Origin of the sequence: Archangium primigenium (assembly GCF_016904885.1) — a bacterium.
GTDB classification, from domain to species: domain Bacteria; phylum Myxococcota; class Myxococcia; order Myxococcales; family Myxococcaceae; genus Cystobacter; species Cystobacter primigenius.
The window spans coordinates 4,591,660-4,606,738 of record NZ_JADWYI010000001.1 but is presented as its reverse complement, the minus strand read 5'-3'; the positions used below and the strand labels follow the sequence as shown (position 1 = coordinate 4,606,738).

The following is a 15,079-nucleotide window of genomic DNA, read 5'->3' as shown; positions in this document are numbered from 1 at the left end:
TCCAGCCCCTCGGGAACAACACAGAATGGGGGCCCCGTGCGCGGCCAGGCGGCTCGCCTGGTCCGCGACCTCCCGCGAGGCTCAGGAATCGCCGCCCGAGGAGACTTCCACCTCCTGGCCCGGCACCGCCATCACCCGCCGCGACCAGACGGGCAGACCCGGGCAGCTCACGCTGACCCCGAGCTCCTTGCCCGCCTCGATGTCGATCGACACCGGCGTCGCCTGGGGGGCCATGTGCCCATCCACGTTGACGAAGCAGCCGGCGCGGCCCACCACCCGCAGCGAGCCCTTGCTGTTCGGCTCGGGCCGGGTCTCGGGCAGGGCGCGCACGTCGATGAGATCCTTGCGGACCGCGATGCCGAAGCGGCGCAGGCGGCCGTCCATCGCCGTGGAGACGACGAGCTGGCGGACGTTCTCCAGATCCAGCTTCGACGGGTCCTCCACCTGGATTCCGGCGACGTAGAGCTGCTCACCCGGCTCGCGGTTGATCACCTCGACGCCGCCCCGCGCGAGCATCTTCGGGACCACCACCCCCACGCCGCCGAGGATGAGCAGGCCCACCACGCCCATCACCGCCCAGCGCACCAGGGGCCGCTGGGAGGCCGCGAGGGCGGCCGTCATCGGAGCGGCCGTCGCCGGAGCGGCGGGCGCCGGAGCGGCGGGCTGCGGGGCCGTCGCCGGTCGGGCGGGAGGCGCCGCCGGCGGACGCGCGACGACCGTGTTCACGTGCGCGGCGGCCGGACGGGCGGGCGCGGGCGTCGGCAAGGCGTTGAACGAGCCGGAGGCACGCGTCAGGGCCGCGGCCGCCTGCGGAGCGGGCGGCGCCGACGTGGCCGGGACCTGCGCGGTCCGCGTGGGCATGGCGATGAGCCCGGGCTTGGAGATCTGGACCTCGGTGCGCTCGTCGGACGTGGCGGCCCGCTCCACGGGCGGCGCGGGCGGAGGCGGCGGGCGCGGGGCCGTGGCCGCGCGCACGGGCACCTGGGTGTCCGCGGGCGCCGCCATCTCCCCCGTCGTCGTCGCGGGCGGAGGGGGCGGCACGGCGAGCGCCGGGGGCGGCGGAGGCGGCGGCCGCGTCGCGTTGCTCATGGTGGCGCCCGGCTGGACACTCGGGAAGGAGCCAGTGAAGGGGCCCTGCTGGGTGGGACCGAACTCCGCGAGCCGCTCGCCCAGGGTGGACTTGAAGAACTGGGCCACCGCGGCGGGCGAGGAGTTGAGCCGGTGGTGCGCCATCACCGCCTCGATCTCCTCGCGCAGGGCGGCGGCGGACGGCGTGCGGCGCGCCGGATCCTTCACCAGGGCGCGCAGGATGAGATCCGACACGTCCTGGGGAATGGCGGGCTTGAGCTGCGAGGGCACCGGCGCCGGCTCGCGCACGATGGCGCTGAGCGTGGCGGCGTCATGGTCGCGCTTGAAGGGCAGCTGGCCGGTGAGCAGCTCGAAGAGCACCACGCCCAGGGCGAACACGTCGTTGCGCGCGTCCAGGGGCCGGCCCGCGGCCGCCTCCGGGGAGATGTAGGAGATCTTCCCCTTGAGCACGCCGGCGCGGGTGTTCTCCTCGCCCTGCACCTTGGCGATGCCGAAGTCGCTGAGCTTGATGGCGCCGTCCAGCGAGATGAGCACGTTGTGGGGGCTCACGTCGCGGTGCACCACGGGGTGCGGCACGCCCGCCGGATCCACGTAGCTGTGCGCGTAGTGCAGGCCCGCGGCCGTCTCGGCCACGACGCGCAGCGAGTGCTCCAAGGGCAGGGCGAGCCCCTTGCGCTTGAGCTCGTTCATCAGCTTCTTCAAGTCCGGGCCGCGCACGTACTCCATGAGGATGTACGCGACGCTGTCGGACAGGCCCACGTCGAACGTCTGCACGACGTTGGGGTGCGTGAGGCGGGCATTGGCGCGCGCCTCCGCGAAGAGCATGTCGACGAACTCCGTGTTCTCCGCGAACTGCGGGAGGATCTTCTTCATCACCACGAACTTCTCGAAGCCCTTGACCCCCACCTGCTTGGCGAGGAACACCTCGGCCATGCCGCCCTGCCCCAGCCGGCGGATGATCTGCAGCTTGTTGTGGCCCAGGCTGTTGCTGATGTCCGAGTTGCTGCCCTTCTGGTTGCCGGGCTCGGCGTTCGTGTTGCCGAAGAGGTACTGGCTCAGGGCCCGGGGCTCGAGCGCCTCGATGTCCTCCAGGTGCTCCTCCACCAGCGAGGAGCGGCTGAGCAGGGGCACGAGCTGCGGAATGGCGGGCAGGCGCGCGGTGCCGCCGCAGATGGGGCACTCGCGCTCGGGGCTCGCGTTGGCGCGCAGCTTGGTGAGGTACTCGAAGGCGAGCGTGCGCTGCTGGTGCTCATGGCCGCAGTTGCGGCACTCGCACGGCAGCCACAGCGTGTTGATGCGCGCGGACAAGGGCTTGCTGAAGCGCGCGAGCGCGCTGAGCACCGGCGACGTCACCCGGCAGAGCACCACCTGGGCGCCCTGGGCCGCGGTGGCCAGCACCTGCTCCAGCTTGGGAATGGCCTCGGCGTCGACCTTGGAGACGTGCGAGAAGTCGAAGGCGACGCGCCCCTCCAGGCCCGAGGCCAGCCGGCGCACGTTCAGGTCCGACTTCAGCTCGCTGGCCAGGGTGACGTAGGTGATGTCGTCCTGGACGATCTTCAGGTGCGTGGTGAGCGAGGCGGGCGCGCTGGGCGTGGTGGCGCGCAGGTAGCGCAGCACCACGGGGTCCACCGTGCCGAACTGCTGGCGCCGGGCGTAGTCGAAGAACTCGCTGGGCAGGTCCGCGAACTCCAGCTTGCCCGCGCACACGGGACAGGAGTGCTCCGGAGCGCGGCCCTCGGCGATGACCGCCGACTCCGCCTGCAAGTCCACCAGGCGCAGCCGGTCCTCGCCGCACGCGCGGCACATGTAGGGCGCCAGCACGGACAGCACCCGTGCCACGCCGGAGAAGCCCTCCACCATGTTGAGCTGATCCACCATGACCGGTGGCGCGTTCACCACGTAGAGCGAAATGCCTCCCTGCGGCATCTTGCTGGCGAACTCGATCCAACGCCGCACGCCGAAGGAACTGATGCGCTCCACCTGGCCGAGATCGACGATGATGAGTCCACCCAGATCCGTCATGGAGGACGTCAGGGGGAAGGTTTCGTCGATGACGCCCGCGATGCGGACGTGATTGATCGTCCCCACTCGCACGCGATTGATCGTGGCACTGGAACCCTGCGTCTCCACCGGCCCGCTCCTCATTCCGACTTGAAGTACAGCAACGACTTGGGAAGCGCCGCCCGGCGGCGGGCCTCCCCGAATCCGACCACTCCCAACATCCGCGTCTCGCGGCCCGGCACCACCCGCACCGCCACCGCGTCACAGGCCTCGAGGATGCGCCGCATCCCCAGACCCGCCCCACCCCCGGACGCATTGACCTGCATGCGCCCCCCGAACGACGCCACCGCCCTCGCCAGGGGCGCTGGTGTCAGCCGCCCGAAGAGATCCACCGCTTCCAGGTAGATGCCCCCCTCGCCCACGGCGAAGGATACTTGGCAGATGTGCTCGGGAGCCACCGCCCGGACCGAATCGCGACGGTAGGCGTAGAGGGCCTGACCTCGCTCGTCTACTGGGGCGTCGAGCAAGGCATTGGCCGCCAGCTCGTGCATGACCTCGGCGGCCAGATGGACCATGGCCCGGCCACCGCCCGACGTCTCCGCGAGCGCCGCCGCCTCGGAAGAGGCCCCTTTCAGGTCCTCCACCTGCTCCAGCCACAGCTTGGCCACCCCGCTGCCCGGGGGCATCAGCGGCTCGCCGTGCAGCAGGGAGGCGAGCAGGCGCAGCTCCCAGGCCGAGGGCCCTTCCTGGGCATCCCGGTGGGCGAGCAGGAGGGCGGGCGCCTCGCGCTCCAGCAGCGGGGCGTGCGCGGGCGCGAGGCGGCCGTCGAACAGGACGAGCTCCCGTCCCGCCCGCGCGGAGCCCGACGACACGGCGCGCACGCCGACCTGGGCGAGCCGGGGCGAGGCCTGCTCCACGGCCCGCGGCGCGAGCGAGGCGTCCGCGAGCAGCCGCAGTTCGGGAGACGACGAGGAGGCGATGGAGGCGATGGCGCTCACGGGGGGCTCAGTACTGGTACTTGACCTCGCCGAAGACACTCAGCGGAGGCGCGGGGAAGCCGTGGGACTCCTCGTACCGGGCATTGAAGAGGTTGCTGCCCAGCAGGGACACCGTGAGGCCCTTGGTGACGTTGGCGCCCACGCGCGCGTTGGTGGTGAAGTAGCTCGGCAACTTCACGCGCTCCAGGGTGCCGGTGGAGGGGTTGGCCAGGTAGCCGGGATCGAAGCGCGCGCCCACGAAGAGCGCGTACAGCTCCGCGAAGGCCACCTTGCCGAAGTTCGTCCGGCCGCGCGCGTACACGCGGTGGTTGGGCGCGTAGTCCAGGGGCTGCTCCAGGCGCGAGCCCGAGGCGAGCGAGCGCGCGTCGAGCAACTGGTAGGCCACGTCGAACGAGGAGTTGATGGCGGCCACCTGCGCGGCGGCCTCCAGCTCCAGGCCCACCACGCGCGCATCCCCGATGTTCTCGAAGCGCGACGTGGAGCCGAAGAGCAGCTCCTGATTGATGAAGTTCTTGGCCAGGTTGTAGAAGCCCGTGCCCGTCAGGCGCACCGTGCGGTTGAAGGGCCAGAAGTCCACCGACGCCTCCACCGTGTCCAGCGTCTCGGCGCGCAGCGAGCCGTTGCCGATGAGCGTGGCCGCGTACATCTGCTGGTTGATGGCGAGCTCCGCGAGCGTGGGCGCGCGGAAGGCGCGGCCGTAGTTGGCGCGCAGGGTCAGGTCCGGCCGGGCGTGGAACACGGCGCTCGCGCGCGGCGAGAGCTGATCCGTGCGCGCCTGCCACACCGTCTCCGGGATGAGGTACTTGTCGTAGCGCGCGCCGGCGCTGAGCACCACGCGGCTGGTGGGCCGGTACTCCGCGTCCAGGAAGCCGCCGAGGATCTGCTGGTGCGTGTCGTCCAGCGTGAGGCCGGGCAGCACGTTGGAGTTGTTGACGAGGTCGTTCTTGTAGTCACCGCCGAAGGTGACCGTCACGTCGCCGAGCGACAGGAGGCCGCGCGCCTCACCACCCAGCCGGCGCCGCTTGCCGAGCGTGGGCTGGGGCGCGTTGTCCACGAAGGCGTTCTCCAGCACCACCTCGCGGCGCTTGAAGAACGTGTACGCCTGGGCGAACACGCGCAGGTTGTCCGTCACCTGCTGGTCGACCTGGGCGCTCGCGTTGAAGTTCTGCACGTGCTCCACGTCGTTGGGCGTGTAGTGGCAGCGGCCGCAGTTGCCCACGGTCGACAGCATCTGGCCACCCGGACGACCGATGTCCGCGCTGGTGAAGGAGGCGTCGAGCGACACGTTCTTCACGTTCACCCGGCCACTCACCTGGTGCACCAGGGAGCCCTCGTTGGTGTCCACCCGGCCCGTCTTCGGATCGTTGAAGAGCTGCGGGCCATCCGAGCGGAAGCCGTAGTAGTTCACCAGCGCTTCCACCGGACCGCCCCGCCCCGCCGCCGTGGCCTGCGCGCGGAAGGTGTTGTTCTGGCCCGCGAGCACCCGGCCATCCACGCCGAAGTCCCGCCCCTCCTGCATCAGGTCCGAGGGCTGGCGCTGGATGAGGTTGATGACGCCGCTGAAGGCGTTGGAGCCGTAGAGCGCGGAGCCCGGGCCCCGGATGACCTCGATCTGCTTGAGGTTGACGAGCGGCGTGGTCTCGTCCGCGTAGAACTGTCCCGTCCAGGGGTCCGTCAGCGGCCGGCCGTCCTGCAAGAGCAGCAGGCGGTTGGACAGGTAGTTGGAGCCGAGGCCACGCGCGCTCACCGCCGCCTTGCGCATGGAGCCGCGCCGGCACTCCATGCCGGGGAAGTACTGGATGGCCTCGCAGAGGGTGAACTGGCCGGTGCCCTCCAGCTCCTCGGCGGGAATCCAGGAGATGGTCATGGGCACGTCCGCGATGCGCTGGCTGCGCTTGGAGGCCGTGGACACCATGGCCTCGCTGAGCAGCTGCTGCACGGACGCCTCGAGCGACTCGCCGTCCGGCGAGGCGAGCGGATCCGGGATGTCCACGCTGGCCAGGCCCGAGGGCGGCGGCAGCGGACGCGACATCACCGGCCCGGTGAAGGGCGCGCGTTGGGGAACGTTGGACGCGGGAGGCGCGGCCGCGGGCGGAGGTGCCGGCTTGCTGGCCTGGGGCGCGTCCGTGGGACGCTTGTTCGTCTGCGCCAGGGCGGGGGCGGCGCTGAGCAGACACGTCAGAGCGAGGAGTTGAGCCGCCGTGCCGCGCGGCCACACGATTCGTGTCGAATGCATCGTTCTCTACGTCCCACGAGGTGAAGGAGCTGGCGTCGAGGACACGAGCGGGGCCGCGGAAGGCACACTCCCCGAGCCGTCCTTGCGACGGCTGTCCCTGAGCGCCAAGGGGTTGACTGCCAGGCAGTCTAGCGTCGCGAGGAGGCAAAAGTCGCCTCCTTCCCGTCTCAGTCGTCCGGCTGCTCCGCCGTCACGTCCAGGGCGTCCGCGAAGGAGGGCAGCACGGGCTGCAGGACGCCGGGCTCCAGGAGGGCCCGGGTTTCCACACGCAGTGCGGGCGCGTCCGCCAGCACGGGCTGACGGCGGGAAGGACCCGTGGCGAGCTGCTTGCGGAGCTCCTCCACCTCCCGGCCCTGGGGCGCGACGAAGGCGCCGAAGGGCGCCACCGGCTCGAGCTTCTGCAGGCTCTCGGTCAGCTCGTCCGCCTCGCCCCGCATGCCCATGAGCAGCGCGCCGGGCACCTTGGCGCTGCGAAAGAGCACGCGCATGCCCGCGGGCACGTGCGCAAGCGGCACCAGCGCGGCCTCGGCGCCCTTGGCCTCGAGCATCTTGAGCGCCGACTCCACGTTGGGCACCGGCGTCAGCTTGAAGTGCTTCTTGGCATCCAGGTCCCCGGCGAACACCACGTTGGTGACGAAGCGGGGATCCACGGCGCCGGCGCCCTTGACGATGGCGAGCCGCTTGCCGGCCAGATCCTTCACCGAGCCCTTGGCGTTGGACACGATGGCCCAGCGCTGGGACGTCTCGCCGGCGAGCGGCGCGAGCGCCACCGGGGTCGCCTTGGCGCCGAGCTGCACCGCGGCCCAGGCATCCACCACGGCGAAGTCGATGAGGCCCTCGGAGATGGCGCGGGTGAAGTCCTCGTAGCGCGCGAAGCTCTTGGCGGACGTGGGGCGGCCGGTGGCCTTGGACAGGCGGCCCGCGAGGGACTCGGCGTACTGGAAGCGCTCCTGACCATCCGTGAGCGTGGTGGGCAGGAAGACGCCGAGCGTGGCCTTCTTGGCGGACGCCTGGACGGGGGTGACCCAGCCGGCGCCCAGGAGCGCGAGGCCGAGAAAGAGCGAGCGGAGGCGGTTCATGGCGTGGTGTCCGAGGCGGTGGCGCTGGAGGGGGCGGTCGCGGGGGCGGCCGCGTCATTCATCCCGTAGATCATCTGCAGCCGGTCCTTCCACTCGCGCACGGCGGCGGTGCGCGCGCCCGGCGACGCGGCGAGGTAGCGGCGATAGGCATCCACGGCCTCGCCCACGTTGTGGCGACGCTCCTGCGCGTCGATGCCGAGGTTGAGCGTGGCCTGGGGCAGCGAGCCCTCCAGGCGGTGCCAGACGGCCACGGCCTCGGCGGTCTTGTTGGAGCGGTAGGCCACGCACGCGAGGTTGTGCTGCAGGGCGAGGCTGTCCGGCGCGAGCGCCAGCGCGGCCTTGAGCGCCTTGTCCGCGGCGCGCATGTTGCCCGAGGCATAGGCGCGCTCGGCCTCGCGCCGGTGCAGGGCGCTGGTGAAGTGCGCCGTCCACTGGGACTGCTCGGGGATGGGCCGCTTGGTGGCCAGCGTGAGCATGCGGCGCGACTGCGGCAGGGCGTCCTTCAGGTAGAGCACGAAGGCGTCCGCGAGCTGCCGCGTGTTGGGCCGCGCCCAGTCCGGCAGGGGCGTGAGCGCGCGCTTGAGGCCCGCGCTCGCGTCCGCGAAGCGGCCCTCCTCCGCCTGCGCGAGCGCCTTGGAGAAGGTGCCGAGCCGGCCCAGCTCCGAGGTGCCGCCGCCCAGGCCCGCGCGCTCCGCGGCCTCCACGTCCTGGCGGGCCCCGACGCCGTCCCCGGCCTCCAGCCGGGCGAAGGCGCGGCGCAGGTGCGCGCGCGACAGGTTGGCGCGGGCCACCTCGGTGGCGCGCTTGGACGCGCCCGGCTCGTTGAGCCGCTTGAGCGCGGCGTCCACCTGGCCGAGCTCCAGCTCCGCGAGCGCCGAGCCCGCGGACACGTCCGAGAGCGACGCGCTGTCCGGCGCCATCTTCCCGGCCTGCTCGAAGGCGGCGAGCGCCTCCTTGGGGGCGCCCGCGCCCAGCCGCGCGTAGCCGAGCAGCAGGTGATCCCGCCAGGCCGCCTCGGGCAGTTGCACGCCCTGCTCCATCACCTTGCGCGCCTCGGCGTGCGAGCCCTGCTGCAACAGGGCCGCGCCCAGCCGCCGCGCCATGGCCGAGGAGCGCTCCAGGTCGAAGGCGCGGCGCAGGTCGCGCACGGCGTCGTCCACCCGGCCACCGCCCGCGCGATCCCGGGCCCGGTGGGCCAGGGCCCGCCCCAGCCACTTCTTCGCGCCCGCGTGGTCGGGCTCCAGCTTGAGCGCCTGGGCGTAGTCGTCGATCGTCAGGTCCCACTGCCCGGTGGCGAAGTGATCCGCGCCCAGCAGCACGTGGCCCAGCGCGCGCTGGGGCGCCATCTCCACCACGCGCCGGTGCACCTCCACCGCGCGGGCGTAGCGGCCGGCGCGGCGGTTCACGCTGCCCAGCGTGGACCACAGCTCCAGGCTGTTGGCGCCCGACTGCACGGCGCCCTCCAGGAACGCGATGGCTTCCTCGTTGCGGCCCTGGCGCTGCAGCGCCATGCCCACGGAGATCTGCGCGCCCACGTCGTTGGGCAGCTGCCGCAGCACCTCGCGGTACTCGGTCTCCGCCTCGGCGGGACGGCCCTGGGCCATGCGCACGTCACCCTGCAGCAGGTGCGCCGACGCCGTGGCGCCGAGCGCCACCAGCGCCTTGGTCTGCGCATCCGCGCCCGGCAGGTCATTGGACTCGAGCAGCAACCGGCCCAGGCGCTCGCGCACCTCGGGCACCCGGGGGAAGCGCCGGGTGAGGCCCTCGAGCAGCGTCAGGGCCTCGGCCATGCGGCCCTCCAGCTCCAGCGCCGCGCCCAGGCCCATCTGCAGCGACACCGACTCGGGACGGCCCACCTGGGCGCGCTCGAAGGACAGGCGCGCCGCCGCGGGGTCGTTCCTCAGCAGGTGGCCGCGGCCGAGCAGCTCGTGGATCTGGAAGTCGTTGCCGGCGATCTTCTCCGGCCGCAGGGCCAGGTACGTCTGCAGCTCGGCCACCGCCTCGTCGCCCTGCTGGGACAGGAGCGCGTAGTAGTTGCCCAGGTAGTAGTGCACGAGCAGGTGCTCGGGCTGGTTGGCGGCGGACACCTGCCGCAGCACGGGCACCGCCTCGTCGTAGCGCTTGAGCTTGAAGAGCGCGATGCCCAGGGGGTAGGCGAGCTCGAGCGCGTCGGAGCGCGCGGCGTACACCGGCGTCACGAGCGCGGCCACCCGCTCGTGCTCCTGCAGCGCCAGGCCCACGGCGCCCACGCCCGCCGCGGCGGCCACGCTGGTGGGCTCCTCGGCGAGGGCCTTCTCGAACAGCTCCAGCGCCTTGCGGTAGCGCGCCTCGGCGCGCTTCTTGTCACCGGAGGTGGCCGCGCTGCTCGCGTCCACCTGGGCGGTCTCGCCCTCGCGCACGAGCCGCTGGGCCTCCGTCATGGGTGGAGGGCGGTACTGCGCCAGGGCGGCGCCACCACCGAGGGACTGCGCGACGACGAGGGCCGCGACGAGGCGGCGGACGGTTGGGCGGGAAGAGCGACTCATGCGACTCGGGGGGAAGCGGGGCTGTACTCGGCGACAATCACGGTGACATCGTCCTGGGCCGGCCGGCCGGCGCCATGGGCGCGCGCATCCGCGAGGATGGCGTCACGCAGGGCCTCGGCGGGCAGGTGCGCGTTGGCCTGCAGCGCGGCGGCGAGCCGCTGGGTGCCGTAGGGCTTCTCGCGCGCGTCGCGACACTCGGTGAGGCCGTCGGTGTACCAGACGATGAGGTCCCCGGGCCGCAGCTGTGCCTGGCGCGAGGTGTACTGGGAGTTGGGCGACGCGCCGAGCAGCGCGCCGCGCGTCTGCAGGCCGGACACCTGGCCCGTCTGACGGTTGAGCAGGAGCGGACTCGGGTGGCTGCCGGCCGCGTAGTCGATGACGCCCGTCTGGGTGTCGATGACGGCCAGCGCGCTGGACATCTGGTGCTCGCCGCGGCCCACGTGGGCCATGGTGACGTTGAGCGAGGTGATGAGCAGCTGGGCGGTGATCTCCTCGGGGGGCCGCATGGTGAGCGCCGCGGCGAAGCCGCTCGTGGCGCTCGTGGCGACCAGCGCGGTGGCGAGCCCGTGGCCCGTCACGTCCCCGATGCCGACCACCAGCCGGCGCTCGTCCAGCATGGCGCGCGACCACCAGTCCCCGCCGCACGCGTCCGCGGCGACGACGAGGCCCGCCACGCGCACGGTGTCCGCCTGGTAGGCCTCGCGGCCCGGCAGCAGCGTCTCCTGCACGGTGCGCGCGAGCGACACGTCGCGCTCCAGCTGCGCCTTGACGCGCACGTCCTCGAGCAGCACGTTGATGCGCTCGGCCATGTGGTTGAACACCACGCCCAGGGTCGTCACCTCGCGCCCGGCGCCCGTCACCCCGCCGGTGCGCGCGCTCAGGTCACCCGCGGCCAGCTGCATCACCTGGCGCGAGAGCAGGTGCAGCGGGCGGGTGATGCGCCGGGCGAGCAGGGCCACGAGCACGAAGGACACCAGCAGGAAGCCCAGGCCCAGGCCCGCCATGGTGGTGGCGTTGCGGCGCAGCTGCACGCGCTTGGCGTCCTCCAGCTCGTGCAGCTGGTTCTGCAGGGACTCCATGGAGTAGCTGATGACGACCACGCCCTGCCCGTCCTGGGAGCCGTAGTCGATGGGCTCCTGGTACTCGATGATGGGCTTGCCCTGGTAGATGGCGCTCATGCCGCGCCGCTCGGGCTTGCGCTCGGTGGTGGTGCCCAGCTTCGCGTCCGGCGCCGAGTCCGCGGCCAGCTGGCTGTCCGCGTCGTAGATCTGCACCCGGAGGATGTTCGGGTTGTCGGTGATGATGGAGCGCGCCACCTCGCCGAGGAAGGCGTAGTTGTTGTCGCGCAGGGACGTGGCCGAGGTGAGCGACAGGGTGTGGCTGAGCGTCTGCCCGAGCTCCGTGGCCTGCTTCTGTACCTGCCGGGTGAAGCGCCCCGAGTCCTCCTCGAACTGGGCGTTCGTGGACATCCACGCCACGCCGGCCAGCAGCGCCACGATGACGCCCACCAGCACGCCCGTGGTGACGAACAGCAGCTGGTCCAGGCGCGGGCCCCGCACCGCCGCCACGTCGGGCAGCTCGCCCGCCTCCATGGGCGCCATGACGGTGCTCGTCGCCTCGGGATACAGCGGCGAGACCATGGTCGAGGTGTGACCCCCCACCCGGGTCCGGGTGGGCTCATGGGGTTCGAGCGGCCCCTCGGGGGGCGGAGGCAGCGGCAGGGGGGCGTTGGACAAGGGGCGTGCTCGGGGGGGGGAGAGGCTCGGGTCGTCGTCGCCCGCGTCGCGGGGGCGCGGGTTTTTATCGGAATCTTGGAGGCTGATCGACTGTAGCTCAATTTCGGGCTTGCGCGATCTCCCAGGTCTTCCAGTCCGGTCCCTCCTTTGCGGACCTTCCAGGGCCTCGCTCGCCTGCTCGCGGGGCACCGCGCCCCACGCGCCGGGTGATGGCTCGTTTCACCCCACCCGGGTGTGCCGCGTCGCGCCATGCATTCGCGCGTGAAGCGCCTCCGGTCACGCGGTATAGGGGTCCGCGTTCTTTCCCCTCCAACCTCCGAGATGCGCGTGTCCAAACCCCGCCTCCTCAACCGTGAAGAAGACACGGCCCCGCTCGAGCGCGACCTGCTCGTGCGGATGCATGACCTGATGGTGAAGGCCCGCGTCCTCGAGGAGCGGCTCATCCAGATGTACAAGCAGGGCCACGGCTATTTCTGGATCGGAGGCCCCGGCGAGGAGGCCTTCAACGTGCCCCTGGGTCTCTTGATGAAGAAGGGCCAGGGCCCCGCGTACGACTACCTGCACGCGCACTACCGGCAGTCGGCCACGATGCTCGCCCTGGGCGAGGAGCCCATCGGCGCCCTGCGGCAGATGAAGAACACGGCGTCCGACCCGTACTCGGGCGGCCGCAACTTCGCGGGCCACTTCTCCAAGCGCGCCTGGAACATCGCCCCCGTGTCCTCGCCCATCGAGGTGCAGTACGTCATGGCGCCGGGCACGGCGCTGGCCCAGAAGCGCCACGGCGGCGAGGGCATCACCATCGTCACCGGCGGCGACGCGGGCACGGCCGAGGGCGACTTCGCCTCGTGCCTGGTGTGGAGCTCGCGCCCGGGCACGGAGCTGCCCGTGCTGATGATCGTCACCAACAACCAGTGGGGCATCTCCACGCCGGCCGCCACCCAGCACGGCGAGACGAACGTGGCCGACCGGGGCCGCGCCTTCAACATCCGCACCAAGACGATCGACGGCAACGATCCCGTCACGGCCTGGCGCGAGCTCAAGGAGGCCATGGAGTACGTGCGCCGCGAGCGCAAGCCCTTCCTCATGGAGGCCAAGGTGTCGCGCCTGTACGGGCACTCCTCGGCGTCGGGCGCCAACATGGTGGGCGGCGAGCTGGACTGCCTGGTGCGCTTCGAGGAGCGGCTGCTCGCGGACGGCGTGCTCACGCGCGAGCAGATGGACGGCGTGCGCGCGCGCCACACCGAGGAGATCGCGGCGCTCGCGCGGCAGGTGCGCGAGGAGCCCCTGCCCGGCCCCGAGACCATCTGGAACCACATCTACGCGGAGAGGAAGTAGACCCATGGCCAACATGGCACAGGCCGTTCGCATGGCCCTGCACTACGCCGAGCAGAACCTGGGCGTCACCGACATCTTCGGCGAGGACGTGGGCGCGCCCCTGGGCGGCGTGTTCACCGCCACCCAGGGCCTCAAGACGGCGTGGAACACGCCCCTGGACGAGCGCGGCATCATCGGCATGGCGATTGGTCTGGCCATGGCCGGCCAGCGCCCCGTCGCGGAGATCCAGTTCGCCGACTACATCTACAACACCATCGATCTGCTGAAGATCGCGGGCAACACCTGCTGGGCGACCCACGGGGACTGGAACCTGCCCATGGTGGTGAAGACCCCGGTGGGCAGCGGCATCCGCGGCTCCATCTACCACTCGCACTCGTTCGACGCGACGGCGACCCACATCCCCGGCTGGAAAATCGTCATCCCCTCCAACCCGCTGGATGCCTACGGGCTGATGATCTCCGCCTGCCAGGAGATCAACCCCGTCATGTACCTGGAGCCCAAGGCGCTCCTGCGCATCAAGGGCGAGGAGCGCATTCCGGGCGAGCCGGACGACGACAAGCTCCTGAGCAAGCTCATCGACGCGCCGCTCGGGGACCGCTCGCAGTGGCAGCCCCAGTGGCCCGCGGAGCTCACGGGCTACGCGGTGCCCATCGGCAAGGGCAAGGTGGTGCGCCCGGGCGCGCAGCTCACCGTGGTGAGCTACGGCCGCACCCTTCCCCTGTGCAAGAAGGCCGCGGACGACCTGGCCGCCGAGGGCGTGGACGCCGAGGTCATCGACATGCGCTCGCTCTGGCCCTACGACTGGGAGCTCATCAAGGGCTCGGTGGAGAAGACGGGCCGCGTGCTCTACGTCAACGAGGACACCGAGGTGACCAACTTCGGCGAGCACCTGGTGCGCCGCACCGTGGAGGAACTCTTCTACAAGCTGCTCGCGCCGCCGCGGCTGCTCGCGGGCAAGTTCCTGCCCGGCATCGGCCTGGCCGACACGCTGGAGATGGCCTCCGTGCCCCAGCAGGCGGACATCACCGCCGCCCTGCGCGCGCTGGCCGCTGAACAGCCCTGACGGAAAAGCGGGGTCTGGAGGCCTTTCCGGGCCGCTCCGAGTCTTCAACGGGGGCGGCATCGTGTAGACTTACACCCGCGTGCAACCGACTTCCTCCAGACCCCCGAGCTCCGACGCTACTCCCTTCCGCATCCGCCGCGCGCGCCGCGGCGACGCCGAGAGCCTGGCCACGCTCCTGCGCGAGATGGGCTACCCCCATGGCTCGGATGCCCAGACGGTCCACTGGGTCATCAGCCATCCGGAGATCGAGATCTTCGTGGCGGCGGACCTCCAGGACCGGCCCGTGGGCATGGTGTCGCTGTCGCACCGGCCCCAGTTGAGGCTGCGCGGTCGGATCGCCACGGTGGATGAGCTGGTGGTGACGGAGGGCTGGCGGCGCCGCGGCGTGGGCCGGGCCCTCATCCAGCAGGTGATCGAGCGCTGTGGCGCCCGGGCCCTGAGCGTCAAGCGCATCGAGATCAGCGCCTATGCCCAGGAGACGCTCCAGGGCTTCTACGCCTCGTGCGGCTTCGTGCAGGTGAGCCGCACCGTCATGCGCTACGCCGAGTTCGAGGGCCAGCACGGCTGAGGCGGGGCCCCGCCCGGGGCTCAGCGCTTGAAGCTGGACACCACGCGCTGCAGCCGCTCCTGATCGCCCGAGGACACGTCGACGAAGCGCACGCCGATGGCCTCGGCGTCATCGCGCACCCACGACACGACGCCCTCCAGCTCGAAGTCCTCGCCCTCCACGCGCATCTGCAGTTGCACGCGCGCGCCCACGTCGTAGGCGCGGCTGGTGCGCAGGCACAGGCCCCCCGCGGACAGGTTGAGCGAGTAGGCGTGCAGCGCGCGCGCCGCGTCACGCGCCTCCTTGAAGCGCACGTCGAACCGGGCGCTCATCCGCTCGTAGGCTCGCCGGTTGGCGTATGACGTCGCCGCTGGGGGCACTGCGTCGGCTGTCTTCATGGTCATGCGCACTGATTCCCTCGGGCGTGTGAGACGTGTGAGTCCTTTATAGGAAGTGCCCCGGATGGGCGC

The 15,079-nt window shown here is 71.7% G+C and carries 10 protein-coding genes; 3 read left to right on the top strand and 7 right to left on the bottom strand.

Annotated features, from left to right (window positions below; all coding sequences use genetic code 11):
• Positions 1-81: 81 nt before the first annotated feature.
• The 6 genes from I3V78_RS19170 to I3V78_RS19145 all read right to left on the bottom strand — a co-directional run bounded on the left by I3V78_RS19170 (position 82) and on the right by I3V78_RS19145 (position 11,664).
• Positions 82-3,234 carry a serine/threonine-protein kinase gene (locus I3V78_RS19170; RefSeq protein ID WP_204489912.1) on the bottom strand — a complete coding sequence of 1,051 codons (3,153 nt, stop codon included), beginning with the start codon at positions 3,232-3,234 and terminating at the stop codon, positions 82-84.
• Positions 3,231-4,088 (bottom strand): hypothetical protein, encoded by an 858-nt coding sequence (locus I3V78_RS19165; RefSeq protein WP_338023664.1) that lies wholly within the window; start codon positions 4,086-4,088, stop codon positions 3,231-3,233. The genes I3V78_RS19170 and I3V78_RS19165 overlap by 4 nt, the downstream gene beginning before the upstream one ends.
• 7 nt (positions 4,089-4,095) lie before the next feature.
• On the bottom strand, positions 4,096-6,324 hold the full coding sequence (locus tag I3V78_RS19160) for a TonB-dependent receptor plug domain-containing protein (RefSeq protein ID WP_204489911.1): 2,229 nt from the start codon (positions 6,322-6,324) through the stop codon (positions 4,096-4,098).
• Positions 6,325-6,491: 167 nt separating this feature from the next.
• A complete protein-coding gene (locus I3V78_RS19155) occupies positions 6,492-7,403 on the bottom strand; it encodes a PhnD/SsuA/transferrin family substrate-binding protein (RefSeq protein ID WP_204489910.1) in 912 nt (303 codons plus the stop codon).
• Positions 7,400-9,928 carry a tetratricopeptide repeat protein gene (locus tag I3V78_RS19150; RefSeq protein ID WP_204489909.1) on the bottom strand — a complete coding sequence of 843 codons (2,529 nt, stop codon included), beginning with the start codon at positions 9,926-9,928 and terminating at the stop codon, positions 7,400-7,402. The genes I3V78_RS19155 and I3V78_RS19150 overlap by 4 nt, the downstream gene beginning before the upstream one ends.
• Positions 9,925-11,664, bottom strand: coding sequence for a PP2C family protein-serine/threonine phosphatase (locus I3V78_RS19145; protein WP_420840423.1), 1,740 nt, complete (start codon positions 11,662-11,664; stop codon positions 9,925-9,927). Before I3V78_RS19145 ends, I3V78_RS19150 begins: the two co-directional genes overlap by 4 nt.
• Before the next feature lie 327 nt (positions 11,665-11,991).
• On the opposite strand from I3V78_RS19145, the gene I3V78_RS19140 reads away from it, so the two are divergent.
• The 3 genes from I3V78_RS19140 to I3V78_RS19130 all read left to right on the top strand — a co-directional run bounded on the left by I3V78_RS19140 (position 11,992) and on the right by I3V78_RS19130 (position 14,630).
• On the top strand, positions 11,992-12,999 hold the full coding sequence (locus I3V78_RS19140) for a thiamine pyrophosphate-dependent enzyme (RefSeq protein ID WP_204489908.1): 1,008 nt from the start codon (positions 11,992-11,994) through the stop codon (positions 12,997-12,999).
• Between the two features lie 4 nt (positions 13,000-13,003).
• Positions 13,004-14,062: an alpha-ketoacid dehydrogenase subunit beta gene (locus I3V78_RS19135; RefSeq protein WP_204489907.1), complete on the top strand. Its 1,059-nt coding sequence runs from the start codon at positions 13,004-13,006 to the stop codon at positions 14,060-14,062.
• Positions 14,063-14,141: 79 nt separating this feature from the next.
• Positions 14,142-14,630, top strand: a complete 489-nt coding sequence (locus I3V78_RS19130) for a GNAT family N-acetyltransferase (protein ID WP_204489906.1) — start codon at positions 14,142-14,144, stop codon at positions 14,628-14,630.
• Between the two features lie 20 nt (positions 14,631-14,650).
• On the opposite strand, the gene I3V78_RS19125 is transcribed toward I3V78_RS19130, so the two are convergent.
• Positions 14,651-15,007, bottom strand: coding sequence for a TIGR02266 family protein (locus I3V78_RS19125; protein ID WP_275583604.1), 357 nt, complete (start codon positions 15,005-15,007; stop codon positions 14,651-14,653).
• Positions 15,008-15,079 lie beyond the last annotated feature (72 nt).